Annotated in this window: 30 protein-coding genes and 1 pseudogene; 18 read left to right on the plus strand and 13 right to left on the minus strand. The window is 62.4% G+C overall.

Translation table 11 applies throughout. The annotated features are described in order from the left end of the window. The first annotated feature begins 12 nt into the window (after positions 1-12). On the plus strand, positions 13-1,479 hold the full coding sequence (locus tag EA462_RS05585; protein ID WP_124177579.1) for an RtcB family protein: 1,467 nt from the start codon (positions 13-15) through the stop codon (positions 1,477-1,479). Positions 1,480-1,610: 131 nt separating this feature from the next. Here EA462_RS05585 and EA462_RS05590 read toward each other — a convergent pair. Beyond that, positions 1,611-1,817: pseudogene (locus EA462_RS05590) on the minus strand (hypothetical protein); the annotation flags it as partial. A 211-nt stretch (positions 1,818-2,028) separates the two neighbouring features. On the opposite strand from EA462_RS05590, the gene EA462_RS17870 reads away from it, so the two are divergent. From EA462_RS17870 to EA462_RS05610, 4 genes are read left to right on the plus strand one after another with little or no spacing between them, the layout of a single operon-like run. Beyond that, positions 2,029-2,343, plus strand: a complete 315-nt coding sequence (locus EA462_RS17870; protein WP_394341817.1) for an HNH endonuclease — start codon at positions 2,029-2,031, stop codon at positions 2,341-2,343. Between the two features lie 38 nt (positions 2,344-2,381). Next, the gene (locus EA462_RS05600; RefSeq protein WP_124177581.1) at positions 2,382-2,654 is read left to right on the plus strand and encodes a ribbon-helix-helix domain-containing protein; all 273 of its coding nucleotides are present in this window, start codon (positions 2,382-2,384) and stop codon (positions 2,652-2,654) included. 10 nt (positions 2,655-2,664) lie between these two features. Continuing rightward, positions 2,665-2,964, plus strand: coding sequence for a type II toxin-antitoxin system RelE family toxin (locus EA462_RS05605; RefSeq protein WP_124177582.1), 300 nt, complete (start codon positions 2,665-2,667; stop codon positions 2,962-2,964). A 13-nt stretch (positions 2,965-2,977) separates the two neighbouring features. After that, positions 2,978-3,457: a hypothetical protein gene (locus EA462_RS05610; RefSeq protein WP_243641366.1), complete on the plus strand. Its 480-nt coding sequence runs from the start codon at positions 2,978-2,980 to the stop codon at positions 3,455-3,457. Between the two features lie 88 nt (positions 3,458-3,545). Here the strand turns inward: EA462_RS05610 and EA462_RS05615 are convergent, their stop codons facing one another. The 5 genes from EA462_RS05615 to dapA all read right to left on the minus strand — a co-directional run bounded on the left by EA462_RS05615 (position 3,546) and on the right by dapA (position 8,686). Beyond that, positions 3,546-4,646 carry a M20 family metallopeptidase gene (locus EA462_RS05615; RefSeq protein WP_124177583.1) on the minus strand — a complete coding sequence of 367 codons (1,101 nt, stop codon included), beginning with the start codon at positions 4,644-4,646 and terminating at the stop codon, positions 3,546-3,548. A gap of 2 nt (positions 4,647-4,648) precedes the next feature. Further along, the gene (lysA, locus tag EA462_RS05620; protein WP_124177584.1) at positions 4,649-5,878 is read right to left on the minus strand and encodes a diaminopimelate decarboxylase; all 1,230 of its coding nucleotides are present in this window, start codon (positions 5,876-5,878) and stop codon (positions 4,649-4,651) included. A gap of 208 nt (positions 5,879-6,086) precedes the next feature. Next, entirely contained in the window at positions 6,087-6,923 is an 837-nt protein-coding gene (locus EA462_RS05625; RefSeq protein ID WP_124177585.1) for a 2,3,4,5-tetrahydropyridine-2,6-dicarboxylate N-succinyltransferase, read from the minus strand. A gap of 69 nt (positions 6,924-6,992) precedes the next feature. Next, a complete protein-coding gene (gene dapB / locus EA462_RS05630; RefSeq protein ID WP_124177586.1) occupies positions 6,993-7,760 on the minus strand; it encodes a 4-hydroxy-tetrahydrodipicolinate reductase in 768 nt (255 codons plus the stop codon). Beyond that, a complete protein-coding gene (gene dapA / locus EA462_RS05635; protein ID WP_124177587.1) occupies positions 7,757-8,686 on the minus strand; it encodes a 4-hydroxy-tetrahydrodipicolinate synthase in 930 nt (309 codons plus the stop codon). The genes dapB and dapA overlap by 4 nt, the downstream gene beginning before the upstream one ends. A 344-nt stretch (positions 8,687-9,030) precedes the next feature. On the opposite strand from dapA, the gene EA462_RS05640 reads away from it, so the two are divergent. Both EA462_RS05640 and EA462_RS05645 read left to right on the plus strand, forming a co-directional pair. Further along, positions 9,031-9,855: a M48 family metallopeptidase gene (locus tag EA462_RS05640; protein WP_124177588.1), complete on the plus strand. Its 825-nt coding sequence runs from the start codon at positions 9,031-9,033 to the stop codon at positions 9,853-9,855. A gap of 151 nt (positions 9,856-10,006) precedes the next feature. Next, positions 10,007-10,504, plus strand: coding sequence for a LabA-like NYN domain-containing protein (locus EA462_RS05645; RefSeq protein WP_124177589.1), 498 nt, complete (start codon positions 10,007-10,009; stop codon positions 10,502-10,504). A 187-nt stretch (positions 10,505-10,691) separates the two neighbouring features. Here the strand turns inward: EA462_RS05645 and EA462_RS17225 are convergent, their stop codons facing one another. Further along, positions 10,692-10,865 carry a hypothetical protein gene (locus EA462_RS17225; RefSeq protein WP_165872022.1) on the minus strand — a complete coding sequence of 58 codons (174 nt, stop codon included), beginning with the start codon at positions 10,863-10,865 and terminating at the stop codon, positions 10,692-10,694. Positions 10,866-10,969: 104 nt separating this feature from the next. On the opposite strand from EA462_RS17225, the gene EA462_RS05650 reads away from it, so the two are divergent. From EA462_RS05650 to EA462_RS05665, 4 genes are all read left to right on the plus strand, one after another. Continuing rightward, positions 10,970-11,467 (plus strand): PUA domain-containing protein, encoded by a 498-nt coding sequence (locus EA462_RS05650; protein WP_124177590.1) that lies wholly within the window; start codon positions 10,970-10,972, stop codon positions 11,465-11,467. Positions 11,468-11,664: 197 nt separating this feature from the next. Beyond that, the gene (locus EA462_RS05655) at positions 11,665-12,042 is read left to right on the plus strand and encodes a nascent polypeptide-associated complex protein (protein ID WP_124177591.1); all 378 of its coding nucleotides are present in this window, start codon (positions 11,665-11,667) and stop codon (positions 12,040-12,042) included. A 5-nt stretch (positions 12,043-12,047) separates the two neighbouring features. Next, a complete protein-coding gene (locus EA462_RS05660) occupies positions 12,048-12,839 on the plus strand; it encodes a methyltransferase domain-containing protein (protein ID WP_124177592.1) in 792 nt (263 codons plus the stop codon). Positions 12,840-13,031: 192 nt separating this feature from the next. Continuing rightward, on the plus strand, positions 13,032-14,540 hold the full coding sequence (locus EA462_RS05665) for an amidase (RefSeq protein ID WP_243641367.1): 1,509 nt from the start codon (positions 13,032-13,034) through the stop codon (positions 14,538-14,540). A gap of 78 nt (positions 14,541-14,618) precedes the next feature. Here the strand turns inward: EA462_RS05665 and EA462_RS05670 are convergent, their stop codons facing one another. Then, a complete protein-coding gene (locus EA462_RS05670; RefSeq protein WP_243641368.1) occupies positions 14,619-15,044 on the minus strand; it encodes a transcription factor S in 426 nt (141 codons plus the stop codon). Continuing rightward, a complete protein-coding gene (locus tag EA462_RS05675) occupies positions 15,010-15,267 on the minus strand; it encodes a DUF5789 family protein (RefSeq protein WP_124177593.1) in 258 nt (85 codons plus the stop codon). Before EA462_RS05675 ends, EA462_RS05670 begins: the two co-directional genes overlap by 35 nt. Before the next feature lie 117 nt (positions 15,268-15,384). On the opposite strand from EA462_RS05675, the gene EA462_RS05680 reads away from it, so the two are divergent. Next, entirely contained in the window at positions 15,385-16,674 is a 1,290-nt protein-coding gene (locus EA462_RS05680; RefSeq protein ID WP_124177594.1) for an MFS transporter, read from the plus strand. Between the two features lie 92 nt (positions 16,675-16,766). After that, entirely contained in the window at positions 16,767-17,270 is a 504-nt protein-coding gene (locus EA462_RS05685; RefSeq protein ID WP_124177595.1) for a DUF5797 family protein, read from the plus strand. 38 nt (positions 17,271-17,308) lie between these two features. Here EA462_RS05685 and EA462_RS05690 read toward each other — a convergent pair whose 3' ends face one another. Beyond that, on the minus strand, positions 17,309-18,352 hold the full coding sequence (locus EA462_RS05690; RefSeq protein ID WP_124177596.1) for a DUF5787 family protein: 1,044 nt from the start codon (positions 18,350-18,352) through the stop codon (positions 17,309-17,311). Further along, a complete protein-coding gene (locus EA462_RS05695) occupies positions 18,349-19,104 on the minus strand; it encodes a DUF4013 domain-containing protein (RefSeq protein WP_124177597.1) in 756 nt (251 codons plus the stop codon). Before EA462_RS05695 ends, EA462_RS05690 begins: the two co-directional genes overlap by 4 nt. Positions 19,105-19,235: 131 nt before the next feature. Here EA462_RS05695 and EA462_RS05700 point away from each other — a divergent pair, with 131 nt between their 5' ends. Then, entirely contained in the window at positions 19,236-19,664 is a 429-nt protein-coding gene (locus EA462_RS05700) for an RDD family protein (RefSeq protein ID WP_124177598.1), read from the plus strand. 16 nt (positions 19,665-19,680) lie between these two features. On the opposite strand, the gene EA462_RS05705 is transcribed toward EA462_RS05700, so the two are convergent. Continuing rightward, complete coding sequence (locus EA462_RS05705) at positions 19,681-20,115, minus strand: bis(5'-nucleosyl)-tetraphosphatase (protein WP_124177599.1); 435 nt, start codon at positions 20,113-20,115, stop codon at positions 19,681-19,683. 184 nt (positions 20,116-20,299) lie between these two features. Here EA462_RS05705 and EA462_RS05710 point away from each other — a divergent pair, with 184 nt between their 5' ends. From EA462_RS05710 to EA462_RS05720, 3 genes are all read left to right on the plus strand, one after another. Continuing rightward, complete coding sequence (locus tag EA462_RS05710; protein ID WP_124177600.1) at positions 20,300-20,635, plus strand: uS10/mL48 family ribosomal protein; 336 nt, start codon at positions 20,300-20,302, stop codon at positions 20,633-20,635. A 76-nt stretch (positions 20,636-20,711) separates the two neighbouring features. After that, complete coding sequence (locus tag EA462_RS05715) at positions 20,712-21,986, plus strand: amidohydrolase (RefSeq protein ID WP_124177601.1); 1,275 nt, start codon at positions 20,712-20,714, stop codon at positions 21,984-21,986. A 184-nt stretch (positions 21,987-22,170) separates the two neighbouring features. Next, complete coding sequence (locus tag EA462_RS05720; protein ID WP_124177602.1) at positions 22,171-23,841, plus strand: M48 family metallopeptidase; 1,671 nt, start codon at positions 22,171-22,173, stop codon at positions 23,839-23,841. A 250-nt stretch (positions 23,842-24,091) separates the two neighbouring features. On the opposite strand, the gene EA462_RS05725 is transcribed toward EA462_RS05720, so the two are convergent. Next, positions 24,092-25,498, minus strand: a complete 1,407-nt coding sequence (locus EA462_RS05725; protein ID WP_124177603.1) for a geranylgeranyl reductase family protein — start codon at positions 25,496-25,498, stop codon at positions 24,092-24,094. 176 nt (positions 25,499-25,674) lie between these two features. On the opposite strand from EA462_RS05725, the gene EA462_RS05730 reads away from it, so the two are divergent. Beyond that, positions 25,675-26,007 (plus strand): 2Fe-2S iron-sulfur cluster-binding protein, encoded by a 333-nt coding sequence (locus EA462_RS05730; RefSeq protein ID WP_124177604.1) that lies wholly within the window; start codon positions 25,675-25,677, stop codon positions 26,005-26,007. The last annotated feature ends 172 nt before the right edge of the window (positions 26,008-26,179 follow it).

A 26,179-nucleotide genomic window follows, 5' to 3' on the forward strand; every position in this document is an offset into this window, starting at 1 on the left:
GGACGTAGATCCATGAGCAACGGAACGTTCGACGCCGGCGACGTCACGCTCGAGCAAGTACGCGAACACGTCTGGGAACTCCCCGCGACGGGCGACATGCGAGTTCCCGCGCGAGTGTTCGCCAGCCGGGCCCTTCTCGAGGAGATTTCGGAGGACAAAACGCTCGAACAGCTTCGAAACACGACTCACTTGCCGGGGATCACGAACTACGCCATCTGTATGCCCGACGGTCACCAGGGGTACGGGTTCCCGGTCGGCGGAGTAGGCGCGCTGGACGCCGAAACCGGCTGTATCTCGCCCGGCGCGGTCGGCTATGATATTAACTGTGGCGTCAGAATGATGAAGACGAATCTGACGTACGACGAGGTTGCCGGAACCGAAGCGGAACTCGTCGACTCCCTGTTCGCCAACGTTCCGTCGGGGCTGGGCGGCGGCGGAATCGTCGAGTCGGACGTCGAGACGGTGAACGAGATCCTCGCTCGCGGCGTCGACTGGGCGCTCGAGCACGGCTACGCGGTCGAAGAGGACCTGTTGCACTGCGAAGACGAGGGAACGCGCGAGGAGGCGGATCCCGACAAAGTGACCCAGAAAGCGAAGGATCGCGGGAAGAACCAGATCGGCTCGCTCGGCTCGGGCAATCACTTCCTCGAGGTCCAGCGCGTGACGAACGTCTTCGACGCGCACGTCGGCGAGGCATTCGGACTCGAGGAAGATCAGATTGTGATCTTGATCCACTGTGGCTCGCGCGGGCTTGGCCACCAGACGTGTACCGACTACCTGCGGAAGATCGAACGCCAACACCAGGGGTTGTTGAATCAGCTTCCCGACAAAGAGCTGGCTGCGGCACCAGCGGGTTCACAGCTCGAGACGGACTACTACGGGGCGATGAACGCCGCGATCAACTTCGCGTGGGTCAATCGCCAGCTCATCATGCATCGGACCCGACAGGTCTTCGAGCGCGTCTTCGATCGATCGTGGCAGAACATGGAAATGGAGCTTCTGTACGACGTCGCCCACAACATCGCGAAAAAAGAGACGCACGACGTCGACGGCGACCAGCGCGAACTCTACGTGCATCGAAAGGGAGCGACGCGAGCGTTCCCCGCCGGCCATCCGGACGTTCCGACGGCCTACCGCGACGTCGGCCAACCCGTCATTATCCCCGGGAGCATGGGTGCCGGAAGCTACGTTCTTCGCGGCGGCGAGAACTCGATGGATCTCACCTTCGGATCCACTGCCCACGGTGCGGGCCGGCTGATGAGCCGGACCCAGGCGAAAAACGAGTACTGGGGCGGCGACGTTCGGGACGAACTCGAGGACCAACGAGACATCTACGTCAAAGCGCAGTCGGGCGCGACGGTCGCTGAAGAAGCGCCGGGCGTCTACAAGGACGTCGACGAGGTCGTTCGCGTCTCGGACGAACTCGGGATCGGTGACAAAGTCGCGCGCACGTTCCCGGTGTGTAACATCAAAGGGTGAAACGGCGCTTTTATCGACCAGTAACAGTTGTTGCAAATACGATTTCTTTATTCAGCAACCGGCGTGCATATTTTACGAGGGATTTCGGGCATTCCTCGGAGTTACTCAGCGAGTTAATCCACACCATATTTCTAGTTCTTGATAGTCTTTTCGATGGGTATCACCCGGAGTTCTCCGAAGCCGTAGCGCGAGTGTGAGCCGACCCGACGAACGGCATTCTTCGCCGTCTCCACCGGGCGGTCACCCTCGTACTTCACGACCTGACCGTGGTCGATGGTCTGAAGCCGATACACCTCCTGTTGCTCCAGCACCTTCTCCTCACGCTCACGGAGATCGCGCTTCGCCTCTCGCTCCAGTTGCTCGGCGCGACGGCATCGATGCTCGGCTCGCCGTTCGCTGGGTGTCCATCTTGCAACGAAGACTGGTTCGATTCCGAAGCTTCGATGCGACAACACCATGCGCAAGTGCACGACGAGAGTCTGGTTCAGACGCTCACATTCGTGTGCGAATGGTGCGGAGAGGAGTTCGAGCGCACTGATACTCAAGCAGATGGTGCCCGCTTTTGCTCTCAAGAGTGCAGAGTGGCGAAGGGCCGACGGAGACTGGTCGGCACACAGCGAGGACGGGAGAGATGAAGCACTCGAACGCGACAATCACGAGTGTCAGAGGTGTGGCGAAGACACCGACATCGAAGTTCATCACCTCATACCACGGTCAGCAGGAGGCCCTGACAAAGCGGAGAATCTCGTTACTCTGTGCTCAAAATGTCACTCGTGGGTTCACGCCGCGGGGTTTTCACAGCTGCTTGAGGAAAGGAGCGATCTGTACGAAGAACTTCGGGAAGCGGTTTGCGACGAAGACTGAGCGACAGTTCTTTGAGTACCACCCGCGTACCACGCATTATGAGCACGGACGCAGGCGACAACGGCGATGGGGACATGGTGAAGTTGAATGTGAAGGTGCCGAAGCGGCTTCTCGAAGAGATCGACGAACTGGCGGAGGAACTGGAGTACACCAACCGCTCGGAGTTCATTCGTGAGGTGCTGCGCGACACCACGGAGCCGATTCTGACGCCCGGAGCACAGGAGGGCGTCTCGGAGGGCTACACGGATGTTGCAGCGGGGCGGACGATGTCCACGGACGAGGCCCGCGAACGCCTCGGTATCGACGACTGAGGGCTGAACGGTGGCTCACGAGGTCGTTCTGACGGAGACGTTGGTCGAAACGCTGGAACAGTTCGAGACCGATGACGCCGAGCGGATCATCAACAAGCTGGAGGACATCGGCGACTTCCCGAACCACTTTCTTGACCGGTTGAAGAACCATCCCGGCTACAAGCTTCGAGTTGGTGACTTCCGCGTGCTGATCGATTGGGACAAGGAAAACGAGGTGATCTACGCCATCGACGCCTTCGAGCGGAAGAAGGAGTACCGCGAACTCGGGAAGTACCGTGAGGTATGGGGGTCGTGGCGAGATGATGAGTAGGTGGTGAAAGGCCGTGGCAAAGGAGAAAGACGACGACGCCGACCGCGATCCCGAGCCGAAGGGTAAAATCCACGAGCGGTGGCAAGAGAAGGCGGAGATTTCAAGCCGGTACACCGAGGCCAAAAAGAAGTTGCCAGACGACCCGCGGGACGATCCGTGGGCGTACACGGCACTTCTGAGCCGAAATCCAGCCAACAACATCACACCGCCGCTGTGGGAGGCGATCAAATCACACGCCTACCGAGTCTACAATTGGGCAGAGGAACGAAATCGGTACGATCAACCAGAAACGCCTGAGCATCGGCTCGCAAAGGCACTTGGAAAAGTCCAGCTTCGACACTACTACTGGTCGAAAGGAACGAACGAGCACCTCACGGAGACTCTGGACGGAGAGGACGCAACGCGGCTGTATCCCTTCTTCGATCTCTCGGCGCCAACTAAGGACGACCCACACGACCTTCGGCTTCCGACCGAGCCACCAGAAACCCGATAAGTATTTGGCGACGTTCTTGGGGCCGGTTGGAGCACCTCAAACGCCGACTGAATCTCGGGAGGCGTTGCTGAATAGAATCGGCGTGTTTTCAACTACTGGTAACGAGGGTCGAGAGCGCGTCCTCGAGCGCCTCGGCCGCAGCCTCGAGCGCTGAAACGGCGACGTACTCGCGTTCTGCGTGAGCCACGGCCCCGTCCTCGTCGGCCAGAACTCCCGGACCGAAGACGACAGTTGGGGCGGTGGCGGCGAAAAAGCCCGCTTCGGTGGCCGCACCGAACGGTCGAACGTCGCCCCCGCTTGCAGCCCGAAGCGTCCGAACCAGTTCGTCGTCCTCGTCGGTGACGAACGCCTTCGGGAACGGCGTATCGGGACGGATCAGATCGACCGAGATCGTCCGCGCCCCGGCGACGCGTTCCTCGAGGTACGCCTGGAGATCCCGTCGGAAGCTCTCGCTCGTTTCGGGGGGAACGGTTCGACGGTCGAACGTGAGTCGGCATCGGCCCGGAACTCGGTTCGGTGCACCGCCACCCTCGAGACCGGTCGGAGTCAGCTTCGGTCCGCCGAGAACGTCCGTGTCCCCCGATCCCGATGCGTCGTCGTAGCGTTCGAGCGCCTCGAGGACGGCTGCCAGACCTGCCACCGGGTTCGTCGCGGCGGGGACGCTCGCGGCGTGCCCGCCCTCGCCTTCGATCGTGATCGTACCCTCACACTGGCCGCGAGCGCCGACACAGACGTCGAGTCCGGTCGGTTCACCGACGACGTAGCCGTCGGCCGACAGCCGTTCAGCGAGTCCCGCAGCGCCGGTCATCAGCGTCTCCTCGTCGGGCGTGATCGCGAGCGTGAGTCGGCCGTCCGACGGCTCGACTCGCAAAAACGCAGCCAGCAGCGACGCGAGGGGCCCCTTCGCATCACAGGCACCGCGTCCGCGAACGACGTCCGATCCCTCGTCGCGGTCGTACGAAACGTGTGGCGGAACGGTGTCGATGTGGGTGTTCAGGACGACGTGTGTACCATCGTCGTCTCCCCGTCCCCGACTCGCGAGTACGTTACCGAACTCGTCGACTTCGGGAGCCATACCGGCGTCAGAAAGCGTTTCGAGGAGGAAATCTCGCATCTCCGTGACGTCCTCGTGAGAGGGGATCGCGACCGCATCGGCGTGGAATTCGACGAGGTCGAAGTCCGAACCCATCGTCACTGTTCCACGCGAGTGACGTCATCGAGCGTCTCGCGCCGGCGAACGATCCGATGCCCGCCGTCCTCGAGTGCGACCTCACCGGGGCGAGGCTGTGAGTGGAACTGACTCGCCAGCTCGTAGCCATACGAGCCGGCGTTACCGATGGCGATGACGTCTTCGCGTTCCGGACGGGCGATCGGTCGGTCGTGAGCGAAGACGTCGGCGCTGGTACAGACCGGCCCGCCGACGGTGACCGGGTGTGGCTCACGCTCGGGCACGCTTACGTTCAGCATGGGGTGATAGGAGCCGAACATCGCGGGACGGATCATCGTCGCGAGACTGGCGTCGACGCCGACGACCGTCGTGTCGGGTGCCTCCTTGATCGTGTTGACCTCGGTGAGGATCACCCCCGCGTCAGCGACGACGTATCGCCCCGGCTCGAGTTTGAGCGTCGCGTCGATCTCACCGACGGCGTCACGAACCATCTCCGCCGTTCGTTCGAGGTCGAGCGGTTTCTCGTCCTCTCGATAGGGGACGCCGAAACCGCCACCGACGTCGACGAACTCGAGGTCACCGACGCGTCGGGCCATCGCACCGACTCGCTCGATCGCCCGGCAGTGCTCTTCGATGCCGTCCGTGAGAACGCCGCTTCCCGCGTGGGCGTGAAGACCGACCAGATCGAACCCGTCGCGAACCCGGTCAGCGACGTCCGGAACCCGCTCGTAGGGAATTCCAAACTTGGCGTCGGCGCCCGTCGCCACCTTCTCGTGATGGCCGGTTCCGATACCTGGATTGACGCGGATCGCGATTCGACCGTCGTAGCCCCGGTCTGCGAGTCGCTCGAGCGTGTCTATCGCGCCGATCGTGATCGTCAGCCCCGGGTGGTCCGTGGCCAGGTCGGTCGCGTAATCGAGGTCGTGGTCCGGTGGATTGACCGCGGTGTACTGTAGCGTGTTCGGGTCGGCACCGGCGTCGATCGATCGCTGTAGTTCGCCCCAGGCGGCACACTCGATGTCGCCGCCGGTCTCGAGGATCGTCTCGAGTACCGCTTTCCCGGTGTGTGCTTTCGCCGCGTACATGACTTCGGCGTCGGGAAAGGCGGTCGAAAACCGAGCGTAGTTCTCCGCGACCCGATCGAGATCGATCACGTAAAGCGGCGTCTCGTACTCCGCAGCGAGGGACTCGAGCGTCGACGCGTCCCAGTCGGTGAGCCGGCGAACCGCCGGCGAATCCGCGAGATCACACATTACGTCTCCGGAGTCGTCCCGAGGATTCAAAACTTTGGATTCCGCCGCCGAGACGACCAGTTCAGCGCCCAGCCATCGAACTCGAACCGAAGAGTGGCAGATGGGAGATGCCAGTCGTCCGATTGGCCTCCATCAATCGACGTTGTTCGCTCTCCCACGCTCATCGTCCAATAACTGTTCGCCACCGACATTGGCTTTGGAGACGCGGTCACTCGCGAAGTGCGTCCTCACGCTCGGTCGCCTCGAGCGTTTCCTGCGCCAGGTCCGTCGCGACGACAGCCGGTTTGTACGCGCCGCCTTCGAAGAGCTCGTGGTCGCTGATCGAAGATTCGACAAATCTAGTAAACGCGCGTCGATCGGCGGGTAGTTCGCCGTAGATGACCTCCTCCTCGACGAGATCGTAGACCGGAATTCGCGGCGTCAACAGTGTATTCTCACCGACGACGCTGTTCTCACCGACGACGAACCCCGACGTCACTCGACAGCCAGCGCCGAGCGAGACATCGTCTTCGACGATGACCGGTGCGTCCTCGACGGGCTCGAGGACGCCGCCGATAAGCGTGTTCGCGCCGAGCTTGACGTTCTCACCGATCTGTGCGCACGATCCCACGGTGTCACAGGAGTCGACGAGCGTCCCGTCACCGATGTGTGCGCCGATGTTGACGAACGCGGGGCTCATCAGGATGCAGTCGGAGCCGACGTGAGCCCCCCGACGGACGACGGTTCCGTCGGGCGTGTTTCGCGAGCCGCGATCGCCGTAATCGCTCGTATCGGCCAGCGGCAGAACGTCGTTGTACGTGACGCCACCGTACTCCCGAGGCCGGGTTTCACGCAGACCGAAGTTCAGCAAAATACCCTGTTTGACCCACTCATTTGCCTCCCAAGTGCCGTCGGCCGGCTCGGCCGCGCGAACGTCGCCCGCCTCCAGTGCCGCGACGAACTCGTCCAGCGTCGCGAGTTCGTCAGTCCCTGCAGATCGGGCGTCGACCGCATCGTTCTGTTTGCGCTCCCACAACTCCCGTACGTCCGCCTCGAGCGTACTCATATCTGTCCGGAGATGACGAGTGCAGGGCTAAAATACCACCCGTTCTCTCTTCGCTGCGTTCCTCGGCCGTCACTCCGAGATGACGTCAGCGAACTCGTACCTGCCTGGGTCGCGCTCGGCGAGCCAGACGGCAGCGTCGACGGCACCCGCAGCGAACACTCCGCGATCCTCTGCGCGGTGGGTCAGTCGAACTTCCTCGTGGTTGCCGGCGAGCAAGATCTCGTGTTCTCCCGTGATATCGCCCGCACGGAGCGCGTGGACGCCGATTTCTCCGGCTTCGCGGGGAGAATCGCCCTCGCGGCCGTGCGTTCGCTCAGCGAACTCTCCGTTCGCCTCTATCTCGGAAAGCAGCCGGTTCGCGGTCCCGCTCGGAGCGTCGCGTTTTCCGTTGTGGTGGGTTTCGACGAGTTCGACGTCGTACCCCGGAAGGTTCCGAACGGCCTCACCGACGACGTTGAGCAGCGCCTGGACGCCGCGTGCGAAGTTCGGCGCTCGAAGAACGGGAACCCGATCGCTCGCCGCCGCGAGAACCTCGAGATCGTCCGCATCGAAGCCGGTGGTTCCCGTGACGAACGCCACGTTCGTCTCGGCACAGTGAGACGCGTACTCGCGAGCCGATTCGGGGCCGGTGAAATCGACGACGACGGTCGGCTCTCGATCGACGAGAAGCGTCTCGAAATCCGCCGCGGGCTCGATTTCGGTCCCGCCGACCGATTGACCATCCGGACTGCGGTTGATCGCGAAGGCGAGTTCACAGTCGTCGCGATCGTTTACGGCGGCGATCACTTCTCGGCCCATTCGTCCAGTCGCACCCGTCACACCGACTCGAGCCGTCATCGATCGGACTCCGAGGACGCGTCAGCGACCGACGTTCGTTCCGTCTCGAGATCCGCAAGGATCGTCTCGAGGTCGCCGCGGTGTTCGTCGGAAAGACGGGAGAGCGGCGGCCGCAGTCGTGCCGGCATGTTGCCCCGGATCGCCATCGCCTCCTTGACCGGAATCGGATTGGTCTCGACGAAGAGCTGTCGGAAGAGCGGACCCAGTTCGTGATGAAGTCCTCGTGCGCGTTCGTAGTCGCCGTCGATGGCCGCACCGACCATCGCACACGTCCGTTCCGGTTCGACGTTCGCGGCGACGCTGATCGTTCCGGTCGCGCCGACGGAGATCATCGGCACCGTCAGCGCGTCGTCGCCCGAGAGCACCGAGAAGTCCGCTTCAGCGGTTCGCTCCGTGATCTCTCCGATCAGTCCGAGGTCGCCGCTCGCCGCCTTGTAGCCCGCGATGTTCTCGTGTTCTGCGAGCGTAACGGCGGTGTCGGGTTCGATCGATCGACCGGTTCTCGAAGGAACGTTGTAGACGATCTGTGGCAGATCGACCGCGTCAGCGATCGCCCGGAAGTGATCGACGAGTCCGCGCTGTTCGGGCTTGTTGTAGTACGGCGAGATCAACAGCAATCCGTCCGCGCCCGCGTCGGCGGCGCGCTCGGAGAGTTCGAGCGCCTCGCGAGTGTTGTTCGAGCCGGTGCCCGCGATGACCGGAACGTCGTCGACGGCCTCGATGACCGCCTCGACGACCCGGACGTGCTCGTCGTGGGTGAGCGTCGCTGACTCGCCCGTCGAGCCGACGGGGACGAGCCCGTCGACGCCCGCGGTCTCGAGTCGCTGTGCATCGGTCTGGAGTGTGTCGAAGTCGATTCGTTCGTCGTCGTCGAAGGGCGTACACATCGCCGGGAAGACGCCCGTGAGGTCGAGTGGTGTGCTCATGGAGTTGGTGTTCGGTCGTGTCTCGATCCGCAATCATCTCGTCGGTAGTCGTCGATCGAACTAATTCGTGCCGAAACGTGCCCGGGACGGGGACGCTACGCCCGCCTCGAGCACACTCACGAACGTTTACGTTTCGAAAAACGGACGGAGGCGTCGCTCACGACGGATTCGGCGTCCCGGTGAGCGAGACAACGCATGGGCGAAAATCGTATACCCACTAACTTATCAGTTGCGTCTTTCCTCAGCACGCACGACGCGCCGTCGTGAATTCGACGGTGAATTGCCACATCGGTTGACACAACATTTCGCGTAATTTATACCACCGCCAGCACGTAGGGACGGCTATGACCGACTTCGGATTGAAAGTTCGAATGGCGATCGTCGGATCGATCCTGTTCGCCTTCTACATGTTCGTCGGCGCATTCGCGCTCGCGATGTTCGGTTTCGGCGCGTGGCCGCTCGTGTTGCTCGGCTTGCTCGTGTTGCCCGTTATCCAGTACAAGATCGGTACGTGGTCCGCGACGAGGCGGGCCGAGTCGATGCCCGAGGAGGGCCAGTACCGGGACATCCACCAGATGACCGAGTCGCTCTCGAGAGATATGGGTATCAAGAAACCCGAACTGATGGTCATGGAGATGGGCGTTCCGAACGCCTTCGCGACCGGCCGAAAGGGTAAGGGCGTCGTCGTCGTCTCGACCGAGCTGATTCGCCTCCTCGAGCGCGACGAACTCGAGGGCGTCGTCGCTCACGAACTCGCACACATCAAAAACCGCGACGTCGTCACGATGGTTATCGGCCAGTCAATCGGAATGATGGTCGGCTGGGTCGCCTACATGATCTACATCATGGGCAACGACCGAAACTTCGGCAGTATCATCGTCGGATTGGTCATCTCGAACATCGCACAGATGCTCGTGATGGTGTTCGTACTGGCGATCTCCCGGTACCGCGAGTACATCGCAGACGAGGACGCCCGCCAGTACATCGGTAGCGGCGATCCGCTCGCACGCGCCCTCGAGAAGATCTCTCGCGGTTCGGAGGGGCGCGAGTCGAGCCTCGACGACAGCGTGAGTGCGCTCTGTATCTTCAACGCGGACAAGAGCTTGCTGGCGAAGCTGTTCGCGACTCATCCACCGACCGAAAAGCGCATCCAAAAGCTCCGAAATTAGGGAATCGCGGATCGGTTCGGAGTTCGGATCACGTTCGATATCGTGGTCTGAAATATCGACGAACGTCCGTCGACAGCGACGGTCGGCCCTGACGGACGGCGAACGACGGCTGGAACGGCCGATTTTTAGGGCTGCCCGACGAGGCTAACCCATGACGGAAATTCATCCGGATCAGCGCGTCGCCGTCCTCGTCGACGCTCAAAACCTCTATCATACGGCACAGAGTCTTCATAGCCGGAATATCGATTACTCCGCGCTGCTCGAGAAAGCCGTCCAGGATCGACAGCTCACGCGCGCGATCGCCTACGTTATCCGGGCTGAAGCGCCCGACGAAGAGAGTTTCTTCGACGCGCTGGTGGATATCGGCTTCGAGGCCAAAATAAAGGATATCAAACGATTTTCAGACGGGACGAAAAAGGCCGACTGGGACGTCGGTATGAGCCTCGACGCTGTGACTCTCGCGAACCACGTCGACACCGTCGTCCTGTGTACCGGCGACGGAGACTTCTCGAGGCTGTGTTCACACCTTCGCCACGAGGGAGTCCGGGTCGAGGTGATGGCCTTCGAATCTTCGACGGCCGACGAACTGGTCGATGCGGCCGATACGTTTCTCGATCTCGGTGAGCGCCACGAGACGTTTTTGCTCTGATAGGGACTGTTGTGAATCATTGCCGGTGAAACCACAGACGAATCGTGGTTTCACCGGTAAATCGGTACAACACCCCCTATGAAGGCGATCGCCACGACGGTTTGATGGGAAAACAGCCGCCTCACCGAACGCTCGTCGAAAGAACGAGTATAGTAGATCCACCGATTCGATCGGTGCGGTCAGTCCCTCACGAGAGCCGAGCATCGCGTGCGACGCTCGCGAGGACCGCGACCGAACCGAGGAGAAGTGCTCCACCCATCACGATCGTGACGACGTCGGTGTCGAACATCGACGGGCCGACGAGCGTCAAACTACTGACGGCGAGGAGTCCGAGCCCGAGCCCGATCTGCGTGATGTCCATTCTCGAGTAGGGATAGCACCCACATCGTATATACTACTCGCTCTCATCCGTTGAATAATTCCACGATCGAAGGGCTTTCGCTTCGTCGCACGAACACACCCTCGATGAGCGAGTCAGACGAGCCGGCCGATGGAGAGGCGGATCTTTCGAGTCTTCGGACGATCGCGGACTATCAGTTCGGAGCGGGTGCGGGTGTTACGCTCTTTTCTCCGACGGAGTCGCTTACGATCAAACGAACGACTTCCGGTCGTCCACAGCAGGTCCACTGCGCGGATGGACGGATCGTCTCGTTCGGCGTCGACGGCCGGTTTACCCTCGGGATCGAGGGCGGCCGTCGACTCTCGAGAGCGCTTTCTCACCCCGCCTACCGGGTGGTCGTCGACGACGAAAGCGAGCCGTTCGTTCGCGAGGAAAAGAACGTCTTTGCGAAGTTCGTTCTCGAGTCGGACCCGGAGATTCGACCGGGAGACGAAGTACTGGTCGTCCACGAACGTGGCGAACTGCTCGCGGTCGGTCGAGCCGAACTCGACGGGACGGCCATCGAGGACTTCGAGACGGGAATGGCGGTTGCGGTCCGAGAGGGGGAACCGGCCGACGACTGATAACGGTCTGTAGCAACGATTTAGCGGTGCAACGTAGGGCGGTCGCGGTTGCACCGGTAACGACTTACAACAGTCCGTATGAGCCGGATCGGCTTCCGTCCGTTTCGGCGGAGCGCTCTCGGTCGTCGCTCGAAGCCGGCGATCGTCAGACGGGTGGAACGACAAAGTAAAAGGTCGCGGGTGGCGAGATGTCGGGTATGTTCGGAGGAGGAGGCGGACTCAACCCGCGCAAGATGGAACAGATGATGAAACAGATGGGGATCGACGTCGACGACATCGACGCCCAGGAAGTCGTTATTCGGACCGACGAGTACGACCTCGTCTTCGATAATCCGGAAGTGACCAAGATGGACGCGAGAGGTCAGGAAACGTACCAGATCATCGGATCGCCCGAAGAGGTCGAGGCCGGAAGCGCCGGAGGTACGCCGGCGGTCGACGGCGACGCTGGCGCTGGGATTCCCCAGGACGACGTCGAGCTCGTTGCCGAGCGAGCGAACGTCAGTGAAGACGAAGCCCGCGACGCACTGGAAGCCGCCGGGGGGGACCTCGCCGCGGCGATCGGCAACCTCGAGTAAGGCTCGTGGAAGACGATACCGACCCGACGGGCGACGCCGAGACCGAACCCGGTGACGACGGCGGGCGTATTCCAGTGTTGCTGGTCCGGGACGATCGCGAGTTCCTCATCGAACCCGGTGAGGAGATGGGGACCGATCTCGGCGTCCTCGACGTTCCCGACGACGTCGAATCCGGTGACACGATACCGACCCACCTCGGGGAAGCGTTCACCGTCCGTCGGCTCCGCGGTCCGGACCTCTTTCATCACTTCGAGCGGACGGGCGCGCCGATGGTCCCACGCGACATCGGACTGGTGATCGGTGAGACGGGGATCGCTCGAGGCGACCGGGTCCTCGATGCCGGTACTGGAACGGGCGTTCTCGCGGCCTCGATGGCTCGCGCCGGCGCGTCGGTCGTGACCTACGAGCGTGACCCGGACTTCGCTGACGTCGCACGAACTAACATGGCACTCGGCGGCGTCACGGAGGACGTCGACGTTCGCACCGGCGACGTTCGCGAGGAAATCGAGACGCTCGAGCCGTCGTCGTTCGACGTGCTGACGCTCGATACGGGAGACGCCGCCTCGATCGTGTCCCACGCTCCCGACCTCCTGGTTGAGGGGGGATTCGTTGCGGTCTACAGCCCGTTTATCGAGTCGACCAGAGCGGTCGTCGAAGCCGCCCGCGAGGTCGAACTGTCGAACGTCCGCACTCGAGAGACGATCCAGCGCGAGATGCAGTTCGACGACCGGGGCTCGCGGCCGTCGACTGCGCCGGTCGGCCACACGGGCTATCTAACGATCGCTCGGAACGTCTAGTCCGTCCGAACCCTCGTGTCCGGATTCGGACGCCCCCGTACGACGCTCCGTTTTCGAAGGCGGAACCGAACGAGGACGTGCCACGGGTTCCTCTCTGTAGCGTTACTGACTGTTTTTGTGGACAGTAACCTCGAATATGGCTTCTACTCTGACCAAATGATTGATTGAACGGGATGTCGAAAGAGCAACGCCATGACACTCGACGAGTGTACCATAGAAGAAGCGACGATCGATCAGATCCGTCGAGCGTTCGAGGCGGGTACGATTACGAGCGAGACGCTCGTCGAGCGGTATCTCGAGCGGATCGACGCGTACGACCGGGACGGTCCCGTGCTCAACTCGATCGTCACCGTCAACGATCACGCGACCGACCGGGCATCGGAACTCGACGAGGCGTTCGACCAGTCCGGAACGTTCGTCGGTCCGCTCCACGGTATTCCGGTCCTCGTGAAAGATCACATCGAAACGACCGACGTGGTGACGACGTTCGGCTCCGAAGCGTTCGACGAGTACACGCCCGAAACGGAGTCCGACGTCACTCGCCGACTGCGTGATGCGGGAGCGATTATTCTCGCGAAGACGAACATGCCCGACTGGGCGACGTCGTGGTTCGGGTTCTCCTCGGTTGCCGGACGAACGAAGAACCCGTACGATCCCGACCGCGATCCGGGCGGCTCGAGCAGTGGAACGGGCGCTGCTGTCGCGGCGAACCTCGGAGCGGTCGGGATCGGGACGGACTGTGGCGGTTCGATCCGTGTTCCGGCCTCGTTCGATAATCTGGTCGGATTTCGCGTGACGCCGGGGTTGATCAGCCGGTCCGGGATGAGCCCCCTCGTCTCCCAGCAGGATACGGCCGGGCCGATGACGCGTACGGTCCGTGATACGGCCAGGCTGCTCGACGTCCTCGTCGGCTACGACGAACACGACGAACTCACCGGTAGAACCGAGTTGCGATGGAACGCTGAATCGTACACGAATTACCTCGGTGCGGACGGCATGACCGGGGCGCGAATCGGCGTTCTGCGGGACGGGTTCGGCGACGAGGAAAACCCCGACGCTGCGCCGGTCAACCGGGTTATCGAGGACGCGCTGACGGCGATTCGAAACTGCGGCGCGACGCTCGTCGATCCGGTCGAACTCCCGCGGCTGAACCAGTATCTCGAGGAAACGATGTTGTACATTCTGCAATCGAAACGGGATCTCGACCGGTTTCTGGCCGATCGAAAGACGCCGGTCGAAGGAGTCGACGAACTGTACGAACGCGGACAGTATCACGATCTGTTGGACCTATTCGAGGGATTTGCCGAGGACGGTCCCGACGACCTCACCGACCACGTAGAGTACTGGAAGCGACGAAACGCTCAACAGCGGTTTCAGGAGGCGATCCTGAACGTGTTTGCGAAACACGATCTGGACGCCATCGTCTACCCCGACGTTCAGGTACTCCCCCCGACGGAGAACGAAATCCGCGACGGAAAATACGATACGATGACGTTCGCGACGAATACGATCATCGCCTCTCAATCACTGTGTAGCGCGGTGTCGGTCCCGGCTGGCGTTACGAACGACGGGCTTCCGGTGGGACTCGAGATCCTTGGAAAGCCGTTCGACGAACCCACGCTACTCGAGTTGGCGTCCGCGTTCGAGCACGTGACGGATCATCGCCGCCCGCCGGAGACGACGCCACCGCTGTCCGAATAGCGATCGACCTGGGAACGCCGGACGATCATCAGGTCGCCTTTCCGCCGGACGGTAACGCCAGCGTGGTCGAGTGGACCGTCAGTTGTCGTCTTCGCGCCACTTGTACTCACACGACGAACAGATGAAAAACCGGGTTTCGGACTCGTCGGCCGATCGGATCTGTTGCATATACCAGTAGGCGCGGTCGTGTCCACACTCCGGACACAGCGCGTCGGTTTCGGGGAGCGAGGTTTCTTCGGAGGATTCGATCACCTCGCCGATCTCCTGGTCCTCCGTGACGGTGTACTTGGCGGCGTCGCCCGTTGGTTTCGTAAACCCACAGCTGCCACATTCCCAGAGACCATCCTCCGCTTTCATCATCGAACCGCATTCGTCGCAGAACTCCATCGTTGTCCGGGCTACGTCGACCGAGCGACTTAAACGACGCGTTTGCCGTCCCGGGTCCGTCCCGAACGGTCCGATTCGAGAGCTATCCCTCCCCTTCCGATTGAAACGGCTCGCCAACCGCTTCCCGCGGGAGGACGTTGTGCAACTCCGCTTCGAGATCCGCGGGTGAATCGAATCTGTCGCTCGTACTCGCCTCGAGGAGCTCCCCGAGATTTCGCTCGCCGTCAGCGAGCAACAGCGTCATGCCGTCGAATTCGGAAACCACTTCGTCGTCCGTGAGTGGGAACTCGAGGCGCTCGAAAGCGGATTCAATCTCGTTGAGTTTGATCTCCGAGTCCATGTCCGAACGAACGGAATCCGACCGTTTGTACTTCTCTGTGGGTTTGCGTGACGGTCACCGCCACACACCATTTCGATTCGAAACTATAATCGCACAGGATGCTCGAGATACGCACCGATGCGGGAACTCGCTCGTCGAATCGTCGCGCAGTTCGTCGTCGATCGACGGGTACTCGCTCTCGCGTTCGCACGAATGGCCGACGGGGTGGGTAATTCGTTTCTGATCATCGTGATTCCGCTCTACGTGGCGAGTGACGTCGTCGGCGGGACGACGCTGGGACTCGAGGAGGCGATGATTATCGGGATCATCCTCTCGCTGTTCGGCTTTCTCAACAGCAGCTTTCAGCCGTTTACCGGCCGTCTCTCGGATCGGATCGGCCGGCGTAAGCCGTTCATCCTGATCGGGCTGGGTGGACTCGCCGCGACGAACCTGGCGTACGTCTTCGCGGAGTCGTATCTCTCGCTCGTGTTTATTCGCAGCCTCCAGGGGATCAGCGTCGCGTTCATCGTTCCGGCGTCGATCGCGCTGGTGAACGAACTCGCGACGACGCACGACCGCGGCGGGAACATGGGCGTCTACAACACGTTCCGGCTGGTCGGATTCGGTGCCGGACCGGTCGCGGCCGGTGCGGTGGTCAATCTCGGTCCCTACGGATTGCCGGGCGGGACGATTATCAGTGGATTCGATGCCGCCTTCTACGTCGCCGCGATCACGGCGCTGTTGAGTTACGCGATGGTGACCGTTCTGATCTCGGACCCCGATTCGACGAAGGCGAACGCCGGCGCGGATCTCTCTATTTCGATCCGTGACCGAACCGGACCGAACGTCCTCGACCCGATCTTTACGTTGGGCGTTGCCTCGCTGTTGATGGCCGCCGCGATCGCGCTGTTCGCGACCATTCAGCCACAGGTCAACGGTCGACTCGAGCAGGGATCGACCTGGTTCGGACTTCAGTTTGCGGCATTTATCATCGCACAGATCCTCTTACAGACTCCGATCGGACGCGCCTGTGACGTCTTCGGTCGCCGGCCGTTCATCGTCGGCGGGATGATCCTGTTGATTCCGACGACGCTCGTCCAGGGATTCGTACCGAGTTCCGAGGCGATGTTCCTCGCCAGATTACTCCAGGGAATCGCGGGCGCGATGGTGTTCGCGCCGTCGCTCGCGTTGGCGGGTGACCTCGCCGGAGAGGGCGAATCGGGCTCGAAGCTGTCGGTGCTGACGATGGCGTTCGGGTTCGGTATCGCCGTTGGTCCACTCTCCTCGGGTGCACTGATCGGCTACGGATTTTACGTTCCGTTCGTCTTCGGTACGGTACTCGCCGTGTTCGGATCGATTCTCGTCTACACGCAGATCGAAGAGACGCTCGAGACGAGGACGGCCCTGCCGATCGTCGGCGGGGGATGATCGATCCACCGATCCAGTACGGTCGCCACTCCGAGACCAGTATGCGGGACGGGGCGCAACGCAAAAGTAGCGGATACGCATACGGTTGGACAATGACGCTCTCGGAGGAGGCCAGAGAACGGCTGGCCGACGTGGTGGAGCTACAGCCGACGAAAAACGCCGAGCTCCAGGACCGGTGGGGAATGGAAAGCGGCAGCGAAGTACACCAGTATCTGGAGGGGGAACTTGGTGACTACTACTTCCGCGACGATAACAGCCTGATCCGTGCAACGTCGGAAGCGGCCGATCTCGTCGACGTCGAGCCGGGAATCGAGACCGGGCCGGACGAAGAGGGACCACCGTCGCGGATCCGCGTTCCCGAACTCCAGTCCCGAATCGTCGCGGTCCTCGCTGCACCCGACGAAGAGTCAGAAAGCGTAGTTTCGGTGTTGCACAAGCTCAGGGACGAATTCGACGTCGACCCGGACACCGAGGACGTCCGGTCGGGTCTCCAGAGTCTCCGACGAAAGGACGTCGTCGAAGTCGAGTATCGAACCGTCCCGACGTTCCGGCTAACGGTTTCGAGGGACGATCTCGAGGTCGGCGTCTCGGATTGAAAGGGAGAGACCCGCACTCGAGCGAACGCCGCGGACCGTCAGAGTCCCGGTCGTCGCCGCTCGCGCCGGTCCGCGAGTAACCGTCGACAGCGCGCTCCGGGTCCGCCGTCGATCGGCCAGCCCCGCATTCGCCAGGCGGGTGGTTCGGGTTCGAACTCGGGACACGAACCGGAACACGCCGTCGCAGTCTGGCACTCGTCGATCGCATCGCAGTACGGAACCAGTTGATTCCCGGCGTGTGAACGTAACCCGAAAAACCGACAGTCGGGACGCATGGTGTCGACGAACGAACGCCAGCCGCGTTCGTAAGCCCGTTCGGCTATTTCCAGCCGAATTTCGGCTTTTTCGTCCGCACTGATGGAATCGAATCTGGCAGCCGAACCGTCGTGATCGCCGCCGCTCGGCCGCTCGAGGATTCGCGTTCCGGGGTCGGATACCGCGAGCGAGCGAGGATACCACTCGACGTCGGCGGAAAGCGTCTCCGTATCGAGTACGATCACGCCGACTTCCGTGGGGAGTCCCTCGAGGAGAACGGGTTCGACGGGCGCTCCGGTTTGCTCGGTGGCGACCCAGGTTTCATCGGACAGCGCCATCGCAACGTCGTACTCGAGTTGTGCCTCGAGCGAACGGGCAGCGCTCGCGTCGAGGTCGGGTTTGTTCTCGATCGCAACGATCCGATCGACCCAGTCGGGATAGGACCACTTCCGTCGGATCTGAATCCGGTTTCCAGCGCGTCGTGCGTCGACGATACCGCGGTCGTCGGCCCGATGGATCGCCTCGCGAACGTACCGCCACGGGTAGCCGGGGTGCGGTACCGCGTCGCGGTAGTACGCCCATTCCGTCGGCGCGTTTTTGACGACGTGGAGGAGGTCACCGTCGAGACGCTTCGGGCCGAAGTTCGCGCGTTCACGGAGACCAACGGGATCGCACTCGAGGACCAGCGTGTCCCACCGGCGGTGTTTCGTCCCGAGCTGGCGAGCGACCAGGGTGGAACGGTCGTCGTCGGAATCGGGTGGCCACTCGCGTTCCGCCCACCGACAGGTTCGGAGTTCGAAGTTGAACTCGGCGCTGTACCGGCTCACACCCGCCCCCTCGAGCGGGTAACGGAAACGTTACTCGGTTCGTCGGCGCTCCGTGAGCGAGCGACCGCGACCGCGATCAGCCGACTGCTCACGAGCGCTGCGACGAACGGAACCGCCGGCAGAACGACGATTCCGACGATCGAAACGAGACAGAGGACGGCGACGATGGGAACGACCAGCGGAACCAGCTGTAGGGCTGCCATTCCGAGCGCGTACTCGCTGGTGGTGGCGATACGCACGAGCGGTTTTCGCTCGAACGCGGCGCGAAGCGACCCAGTTTCGGCGTACCGTGCCAGCGCCGCCGGGAGGTGATAGTAGACGACGAGCGTGAAAGCGACGAACGCGAGTGCCAAAAGCGCCGCGACGAGCGCCGCGACGACGCTCGTTCCCCAGACGAGCGTGTCGTGATCCGCGACGACCGGTGCGAGTCCGAGGAGACCGTAGTACCCGAGCGCACCGACCACCAGACCGAGCATCGTCCCAAGCGCGAGCGGACCGACGAGATAGACGAGGAGGATCACCGATGCTGCGGTTCCAGTGACTGCGAGGGGACGCCACGTTCCCGGAGCGATTTCCGGTGGATCGTCGGAACCCGCAAGCGTCGTCTCCGCGACGCGAACGCAGTAGCCGATCAAAACGAGTGCGGGAATCACGAGCACGGAACCGAAAACGAGCGCACCGCCGACGACCGTCCGCTCGAGAGCGCGTCCACGACGCGGATAGGAACCCAGGTCGGAGAGCACCGAATCCATCTCGAGAGAACGGTCTCACACCTGATGGTTAAACGCTTCGTGGTGATGTCGAACCTGTCTTTTAGGTTGTGTCGAATCTGTCTTCCTGTTGATACCAAGATTTATCTCGATCGAATGAAATTCAGCCTACCATGGAGAAACACCCTGCTCCGCAGATGGGAACGAACGGGGATGTCATCGGGAAGCGATTTCTCGCGTTCATCCTCGACAGCATCATCATGGGTCTCATCGCGGGAGTCCTCATCGGAATCGGATTCGTACTGGGAGACATCGGCGTGATGCTGATGTCGCTCGTCGCGTTCGCGGTTTCGATCGTCTACGTCTTCTTGCTCGAGGGTATGTACGGGTACACACCCGGAAAGCACCTTCTGGGACTGGTGGTCGTCAAGACCGACGGTTCTGACTGTACGATCGGCGCGTCGGTCCTGCGAAACCTGTTGATAATCGTCGACAGTCTTCCGACCGCATATCTCGTCGGTATCATCCTGATTCTCGTCACTGACGAGAACAAGCGTGTCGGTGACTTCGTCGCGGACACCGTCGTCGTCAACCAACGCTAACGGAACGGCCGTCGCGTTATTCTTCGTCCTCCTCGCGATCGTCGAGGAACGCGTGTGCCTGCTCCAAGATTTCTCGAGGGCCGTCCTGTGTGACGGTGTTCACTGCCTGTTCGTAATCGCGCCACTGCAGGTCGCGATGTTCGTGAGAGAGCTCCGCGCTCGCCTCGAAAGACTTCGCGATGAAGAGATGAACGGTCTTGTGGATGGTCGTTCCGTTCGCCTCGAACACGTAGTTGTAATCCTCACGAAAGCCATCGAGGAGCCGAAACTCGTCGATGCCCGCCTCTTCTTTTATCTCGCGGATAGCCGTCTGCTGTAGTTCTTCGTCTCCTTCGACGCCGCCCTTGGGGAACTCCCAGTCGCCCGGGCGACTCTTGAGTAGAAGATACTCGCGCCGGCCCCGCGTGTCGCGAAAGAGGATCGCGCCTGCGCTCGTAGCTTCAACTGCCATTAACAGCACTAATAGTTACGACGTTAAGTGAATATCGGACTGTTCGTCGTCCGTATACTGCATTCTATCTTGACAGTCACAAATTTAGGTCCGCTCCCCGTGAAACACCCGGTACCAGGGAGAGGCGGCGTCCGATCTCAGCAACTTTTTACGCGCCGGGCGTGGACGGTTGGATACCATAGCTATGACGTTCGTCACACGCCTCACACTCCAGAGCGGGGACAGAGCCGCACTCGACGGTATCGTCGACGACATCAAATCGACCGCAGAGCGAAAGGGCGCTGCGCTGAAAGGGCCACACTCACGCCCGCCCCGGAAGTACTCCGTCCCCCAGCACTGTCGGCTCCACGCCGACGACGACCGGCGATTTTCCTCCTGGACCTACACCGTTTTTACCAGAGAACTCGAGATTCACGGCCACGACAATCTCGCACGGAACATTGCCTCACAGAACTTTCCCGATTCGGTTCATATCGAGGCAAAGGTCGAGCAGATTCACAGTGCGGGCCGCGAGAACTGATCGATTGTAAGAGGCGGGACGATCGACGCGGCCGCCGACGGCATTACGTACCGAGAGCACGCATCGTCGCACGAATATGACCACCGACGACCTCATCGCTCTTCGGCGGGACCTCCACCGGCGACCGGAGCCCGCGTGGCGTGAATTCTATACGACGGCCCGTATCGTCGACGAACTCGAGTCGCGTTTCGACCTCGACGGACTCCACGTCGGCGCGGACGCGATCGCTGACGAACAGCGGATGGCAGTTCCGGACGATGCGGAACTCGACCGATGGTATGTACAGGCTCGCGACGCCGGGATCGACGAGGCGATTCTCGAGCAACTCGAGGGAGGGTACACGGGAGCCGTTGCCGTTCTCGAGTGCGGGCCGGGTCCGACCGTCGGACTTCGAGTCGACATCGACGGGTTGCCACGCGAGGAATCGAACGATCCGGATCACCACCCGGCGGCCGCGGGCTTTCGCTCAGAACACGAGGGCGCGATGCACGCCTGCGGCCACGACGCCCACGCGACGATCGGTATCGGTGTCATAGAGCGAATCGCTAACAGTGACTTCTCGGGAACGCTGAAGGTGTTCTTTCAGCCGGCCGAAGAGATCATCGGCGGCGGGAAGTCGATGGCGAAAAGCGAGCACATCCGGGACGTCGACTCGCTGCTTGCGGTTCACATCGGTCTCGACCATCCGACCGGGGAGATCGTCGCGGGCATCGACGGCTTTCTCGCGGTCTGTCACCTCGAGGCGACCTTTACGGGCGAGCCCGCACACGCGGGTGGCCACCCCGAACAGGGGAGAAACGCCGTCCAGGCCATGGCGACCGCAGTGCAGAATCTCTACGGAATTCCGCGTCACAACGACGGAAAAACGCGGATCAACGCGGGCGTCGTCGAGGGCGGGAGCGCGGCGAACATCATCCCCGAGGAGTCACGGATCGTGGCCGAGGTTCGCGGAGAGACGACCGAGCTACTGGAGTACGTACGAGCGAACGCCCGCCGCGTCCTCCGAAGTGCAGCCGAAATGCACGACTGCGATCTCGAGATCGACGTCGGTGCGGAGGCACCGAGCGCGACGAGCGATGGGGAACTGGTCTCGATCGTCGAAACCGTCGCGACCGAGACGCCGGGCGTCAAGACGGTCCTCGAGCGTGATCAGCTCGGCGGCAGCGAAGATGCGACGTTCCTGATGCGCGAAGTCCAGCGAAACGGTGGCACGGCCTGTTACGTCGGCGTCGGAACCGATCATCCCGGCGGTCATCACACGTCGACGTTCGACGTGGACGAGCCGAGCATCGGCCACGCGGTCGACGTTCTCTCGGGGACGATCGAACGACTCGCTCGAGAGCACCCCTGAAGACCGTCACACTATCGGAGTCAGGAACGACGGGAGTGTCCGAACGCGGCGCTTCGGGGACTTTCGTCTCGCGCGACCACTCGGATACCTATTTCCCACTCGAGATGAATCGTTCGAACGAGATGTGTTCCCCGACACTTCCCTCCACCACAGGCGATCGACTGCGACTCGAGGTGGGTTCACCGTGACGTCGGTTCGCACCCGCGTCGGTCTCCTCGTCCGTACGGTCGTCGCCGCCGGCTGCTGTCTCGCCCTCTCGAGTGCCGTTGCCGGCGCAGCCCTCCTGCTCGTCGCCGCCCCCGTCTACGCGGCGATTCGCTACGGTGTGGCTGCGCTTTCGTCACCGACGGCGCCGTTCCACTCCGGTCTGGTCGACGAACCGCTCGCAGCGGCGGTCGTGATCGCGGTCGTGATCGTCTGTCTGACCGCCGTCGAGCTGTCGTTGCGAACCGTTCGCACCGCCCGCGAGCGCGGCTCACCGGCGGGTGCGCTCGCACAGGGAACCGTCGAACTCGCCTCGTACGTGCTGTTACTCTCGTCGCTGTTGATCGCCCTGGCTGCCTTGCCGTTCCTGCGTGCGGCACTACCGGAGCCGGCGTTCGCACTCCTGATCTTAGTCGGTCTCTTCTACCTGTTGACGGTCGGCTACGCCTGGGCCGCCCACGAGTGGCTTCGCTCGAAAGACGGCGTGGACGACGAGCGAACGACAGGGGGCAACTGGCTCGTTCTCGTCGTCTTCGCCGTCGGCTACCTTAGCGTGGCGTTTTGGTCCGGGTTCGCCCTGCTCGTCGTCGTGGCGCTCGGCTGGCTCGTCCTCGGCTCGGTTCTGGCACCCGACCACGTCGATCGGGTTCGAGACGCCGTCGAACGCCGAGCCGCAGAAAGCGCCGAGGAGACGCCCGTCGACCCCGACGAGGTCTACGGCGTTACGGACGGCGTCGACCGAATTCGCGCCCGACTCGACCGGGGTAGCGGCCCGCGAACGACGATCATCGCGACGAGCGGCGTACTCGCCGTGGTGGGCGCAAGCTACTGGGCGGCGACCCGCATCCCGACCGAGTCGCTCGCCGCCTCGCTGGCCGCCGCGACCGCCGTCACACTCGTCGGCGTCCACGCCGGCGGCGCGATCCGCGCGGAGTTCGGCGGCGACACCGCCGTTCTCCGGGATCTCGAGGATCGATTCGACCTCGAGACGCTCGCGACCGATGCCGACCCGACTCGTGCGTCCCTGGAGTCGATCGTGACCCGACTCGCCGGTCAGGCCGATCTGCCGACCCCCGAGATTCGGATCCTCGATCGCGAACCGGCGATAGCGCTGACGGTGGGCTACCGGCCGGCCGCGTCGACGCTCGTCCTCTCACGAGGATTGATCGAGACGCTCGAAGCGCGCGAACTCGAGGCAGTCGTCGCCCACGAACTCGCCCACCTCAAAAACCGAGACGCCGCGGTGCTCACCGCGTTGTCGGCACCCGGTGCCGTCGCACAGCTCTCTCGAAGCCGGTACGGCTACAATCCCGTCGTCGAACCGCTCGCGACGGTGGTCCAGATTGCGAGTCGCTGGTACGTCGCCTTCGTCTCCCGCGGACGAGAGTACGCAGCCGACGACGGCGCGGCCGCGATCACCGGCGATCCGGCCGCCCTGGCCAGTGCGCTCGAGAGGCTCGACGACGACCTCGAGCGTCGTCCGACGACGGACCTCCGCGAGCGGGACACGGCCTCCGCCTTCGCCATCGTCCCGTCGCCGTGGGACGAACACCGATTTTTCGACCGCACCCGCTGGTTCGTCGCCCGCAAACTCTTCGGAACGCACCCGCCGACCGAAACGCGCATCGAACGGCTGCGCGCTCGAGTGTAAGATCCGGCCGAGAGCGGGACCGAGCGCCGCGAGGTTCCGCGACCCGGGGAAGGGCAGGAAGGGCAGGGGTTCAGCCGATACTCTCCGCGAGCGACCGTCGGGAGCGAGCGGGCCGACGACTGATGTGGAGGGACGCGAAGCGAACCGGAACGAAAGAGGAGTGCTTTTGATCGACATTTTGCCGAGGGACGGCGGGAGCGAGGTGTACGAACACCTCGCTCGCGACAGACCGCAGCGCAAAAGGTCGGTTTTAGTACTTCGGATCGGCTCCCGTCGTCTCGTAGACGGCCTCCATCAGCTCGTCGCGGCGCGCCTGCCACGCCGCGAAGCCGTCTGGACTCGAGGGATACGACTCGTAGTGCTCGAGCAGGTCGTCGGCCCGCCGTTTGGTCTGATAGAGGTTCCAGATCGTTCCCCAGTGGCCGCGGCTTTTGAGCAGCGCCTCGAGTTTGAGTTTCAACCCGATATCCGTACTTCCCGAGTAGAGCGCCTCGGCGAGCTTGTCGCCGGGCATCGCCGCGAGCAACCCCATCAAATCGTCCACGTCGACCGCCGTCGAGAGGATGTTGTAGACGTCGAGTGCCGCATAGCGAGCGCCGAAGTGATCCATGACGCGCTCGTTGTACCGCCAGAAGACGTCCTCGTCGAACGCGCCGGTCGCTACTCCCTCGATAGCCTGTTCGGCGGCGTACTGTCCGGCGTACGCCGCTCCGGCGATACCACCGCCCGTGGTTGGGTTGACGTGACCCGCGGCGTCGCCAACGGCCATGTAGCCCGGATGAACGGCGGAGTCGTAGGGCCGTCGCGTGGGAAGCGCAGCGCCGAGTTTGTCGTCGACCTCGGCACCCTCGAACTCGGGTCGGTTCTCGAGGTCGCGTTTCAAGTCGTCGACGAGTTTCATCGGCTCTTCGGTCATCTGAAAGCCCAGTCCGGCATTGATCTCCGTTTCAGTCCGCGGGAAATACCAGAGATAGCCCGCCGCGCGTTCGGTCGGCTTGAACACGAGAGCGTCGTGCCAGTCGACCGGCTCTTCGACGTGGACGATCTCGCGATAGGCCGAACAGAAGTGCGAGTAGTCGACGTTCGTATCGAACGTCGAACCGGAGAAATCGACGTGGTCCTGGAGGACCGAGAGCGACCCCGCGGCGTCGATGACGACGTCCGCTTCGTAGGTCAGCGGTTCCCCTTTTCGGATCGCCTCGACGCCGGTGACGCGGCCGTCGTCCGTCTGGGTGACGTCCTGGACGACCGTGTCGTAGTGAAGCTCCGCACCGGCGTCGATAGCACCCTCGATGATCCGACGACCGTACTCCCAGCGGTCGATGACCGCCAGTTCGCCCGGAACCGGAATCTCCAGAACGGTGTCTTCCTGGGGGATCTCGAACCGACCGTGATCGACGCCGGTGTTGGTGAACGCGGATTCGATCTGCGATTTGGGGATCGAATCGGGAAAGGCGTTTGCACCTTTCAACGCGTCCCCACAGGCGATGTGACCCGCTTCTTCCTCGGATTTTCGCTCGAGGATAACGACGTCGTAGCCCTCGGATGCGACAGTTGCGCCAGCGTAGCATCCGGCAGTTCCAGCACCGACGACGGCGACGTCAACCCCTCGAGTGCCGGATGACGTGGCTGTTCCCGACTGTTCCAGTGTACTCATACCCACAGTATCTCTACCCCGGTAAGAAAACGTTTTATGGTCGATTCGACCGTTCGCCTGAACCGACCGCGAGGCAATCCGTGATCAGCTACACCACCCGACTCGTGACTTTCGTCCTATCGAGCAGGACAAAAGTGGAATAAAGAGTTTTAGTCGGGTCGTCCGTAGCGACATGCATGACAGAGTACACGGTCGAGTTCGTCGGGACAGGTGAGACGATAACGTGTTCGGAAACCGAGACGGTCCTCAGTCGGTGTCTCGAGGAGGGCATCGCCCAGGAGTACTCCTGTCGGGTCGGGATGTGTCTGGCGTGCTCCGCCGAAATCCTCGAGGGTGAAGTCACCCAACCCGCCGCACGGGCGTTTACGGAGGACGAAGCGGAACACTACGCCCTGACCTGCATGGCCCGGCCGCAGTCGGATCTCAAACTCGAACGGGGAGTCTACCCGCCGAGCATCGAGGGCGACCTCGAGACGACGGGCGGGGAGACAGCGGCTGCCGACGACTGATACGGTTTGCTGTGACTTTTTACCGGAGCGACCGCGAGCAGTCCTGCGGTCGCTCCGGTAACGACTTACAGTAGACCGTATGAAACCGGCGACAATCCGTGACGAAACGAGAGGGTTTTTCGACCACGTTAAGTTATCTCTGAAATGTTGAAAGTGAGAATCCACTGCTAAA

The organism is Natrarchaeobius halalkaliphilus (genome assembly GCF_003841485.1).
In the GTDB taxonomy this organism is placed as follows: Archaea; Halobacteriota; Halobacteria; order Halobacteriales; family Natrialbaceae; genus Natrarchaeobius; species Natrarchaeobius halalkaliphilus.

What these genes read in the sequence shown, in the direction of transcription:
- EA462_RS05585 (WP_124177579.1), top strand. Translation starts at nt 13, where the DNA reads ATGAGCAACGGAACGTTCGACGCCGGCGACGTCACGCTCGAGCAAGTA.
- EA462_RS17870 (WP_394341817.1), top strand. Translation starts at nt 2,029, where the DNA reads ATGGTGCCCGCTTTTGCTCTCAAGAGTGCAGAGTGGCGAAGGGCCGAC.
- EA462_RS05600 (WP_124177581.1), top strand. Translation starts at nt 2,382, where the DNA reads ATGAGCACGGACGCAGGCGACAACGGCGATGGGGACATGGTGAAGTTG.
- EA462_RS05615 (WP_124177583.1), bottom strand. Translation starts at nt 4,646, where the DNA reads ATGGGTTCGGACTTCGACCTCGTCGAATTCCACGCCGATGCGGTCGCG.
- lysA (WP_124177584.1), bottom strand. Translation starts at nt 5,878, where the DNA reads ATGTGTGATCTCGCGGATTCGCCGGCGGTTCGCCGGCTCACCGACTGG.
- EA462_RS05625 (WP_124177585.1), bottom strand. Translation starts at nt 6,923, where the DNA reads ATGAGTACGCTCGAGGCGGACGTACGGGAGTTGTGGGAGCGCAAACAG.
- dapB (WP_124177586.1), bottom strand. Translation starts at nt 7,760, where the DNA reads ATGACGGCTCGAGTCGGTGTGACGGGTGCGACTGGACGAATGGGCCGA.
- dapA (WP_124177587.1), bottom strand. Translation starts at nt 8,686, where the DNA reads ATGAGCACACCACTCGACCTCACGGGCGTCTTCCCGGCGATGTGTACG.
- EA462_RS05640 (WP_124177588.1), top strand. Translation starts at nt 9,031, where the DNA reads ATGACCGACTTCGGATTGAAAGTTCGAATGGCGATCGTCGGATCGATC.
- EA462_RS05645 (WP_124177589.1), top strand. Translation starts at nt 10,007, where the DNA reads ATGACGGAAATTCATCCGGATCAGCGCGTCGCCGTCCTCGTCGACGCT.
- EA462_RS17225 (WP_165872022.1), bottom strand. Translation starts at nt 10,865, where the DNA reads ATGGACATCACGCAGATCGGGCTCGGGCTCGGACTCCTCGCCGTCAGT.
- EA462_RS05650 (WP_124177590.1), top strand. Translation starts at nt 10,970, where the DNA reads ATGAGCGAGTCAGACGAGCCGGCCGATGGAGAGGCGGATCTTTCGAGT.
- EA462_RS05655 (WP_124177591.1), top strand. Translation starts at nt 11,665, where the DNA reads ATGTTCGGAGGAGGAGGCGGACTCAACCCGCGCAAGATGGAACAGATG.
- EA462_RS05665 (WP_243641367.1), top strand. Translation starts at nt 13,032, where the DNA reads ATGACACTCGACGAGTGTACCATAGAAGAAGCGACGATCGATCAGATC.
- EA462_RS05675 (WP_124177593.1), bottom strand. Translation starts at nt 15,267, where the DNA reads ATGGACTCGGAGATCAAACTCAACGAGATTGAATCCGCTTTCGAGCGC.
- EA462_RS05680 (WP_124177594.1), top strand. Translation starts at nt 15,385, where the DNA reads ATGCGGGAACTCGCTCGTCGAATCGTCGCGCAGTTCGTCGTCGATCGA.
- EA462_RS05685 (WP_124177595.1), top strand. Translation starts at nt 16,767, where the DNA reads ATGACGCTCTCGGAGGAGGCCAGAGAACGGCTGGCCGACGTGGTGGAG.
- EA462_RS05695 (WP_124177597.1), bottom strand. Translation starts at nt 19,104, where the DNA reads ATGGATTCGGTGCTCTCCGACCTGGGTTCCTATCCGCGTCGTGGACGC.
- EA462_RS05700 (WP_124177598.1), top strand. Translation starts at nt 19,236, where the DNA reads ATGGAGAAACACCCTGCTCCGCAGATGGGAACGAACGGGGATGTCATC.
- EA462_RS05705 (WP_124177599.1), bottom strand. Translation starts at nt 20,115, where the DNA reads ATGGCAGTTGAAGCTACGAGCGCAGGCGCGATCCTCTTTCGCGACACG.
- EA462_RS05710 (WP_124177600.1), top strand. Translation starts at nt 20,300, where the DNA reads ATGACGTTCGTCACACGCCTCACACTCCAGAGCGGGGACAGAGCCGCA.
- EA462_RS05715 (WP_124177601.1), top strand. Translation starts at nt 20,712, where the DNA reads ATGACCACCGACGACCTCATCGCTCTTCGGCGGGACCTCCACCGGCGA.
- EA462_RS05725 (WP_124177603.1), bottom strand. Translation starts at nt 25,498, where the DNA reads ATGAGTACACTGGAACAGTCGGGAACAGCCACGTCATCCGGCACTCGA.
- EA462_RS05730 (WP_124177604.1), top strand. Translation starts at nt 25,675, where the DNA reads ATGACAGAGTACACGGTCGAGTTCGTCGGGACAGGTGAGACGATAACG.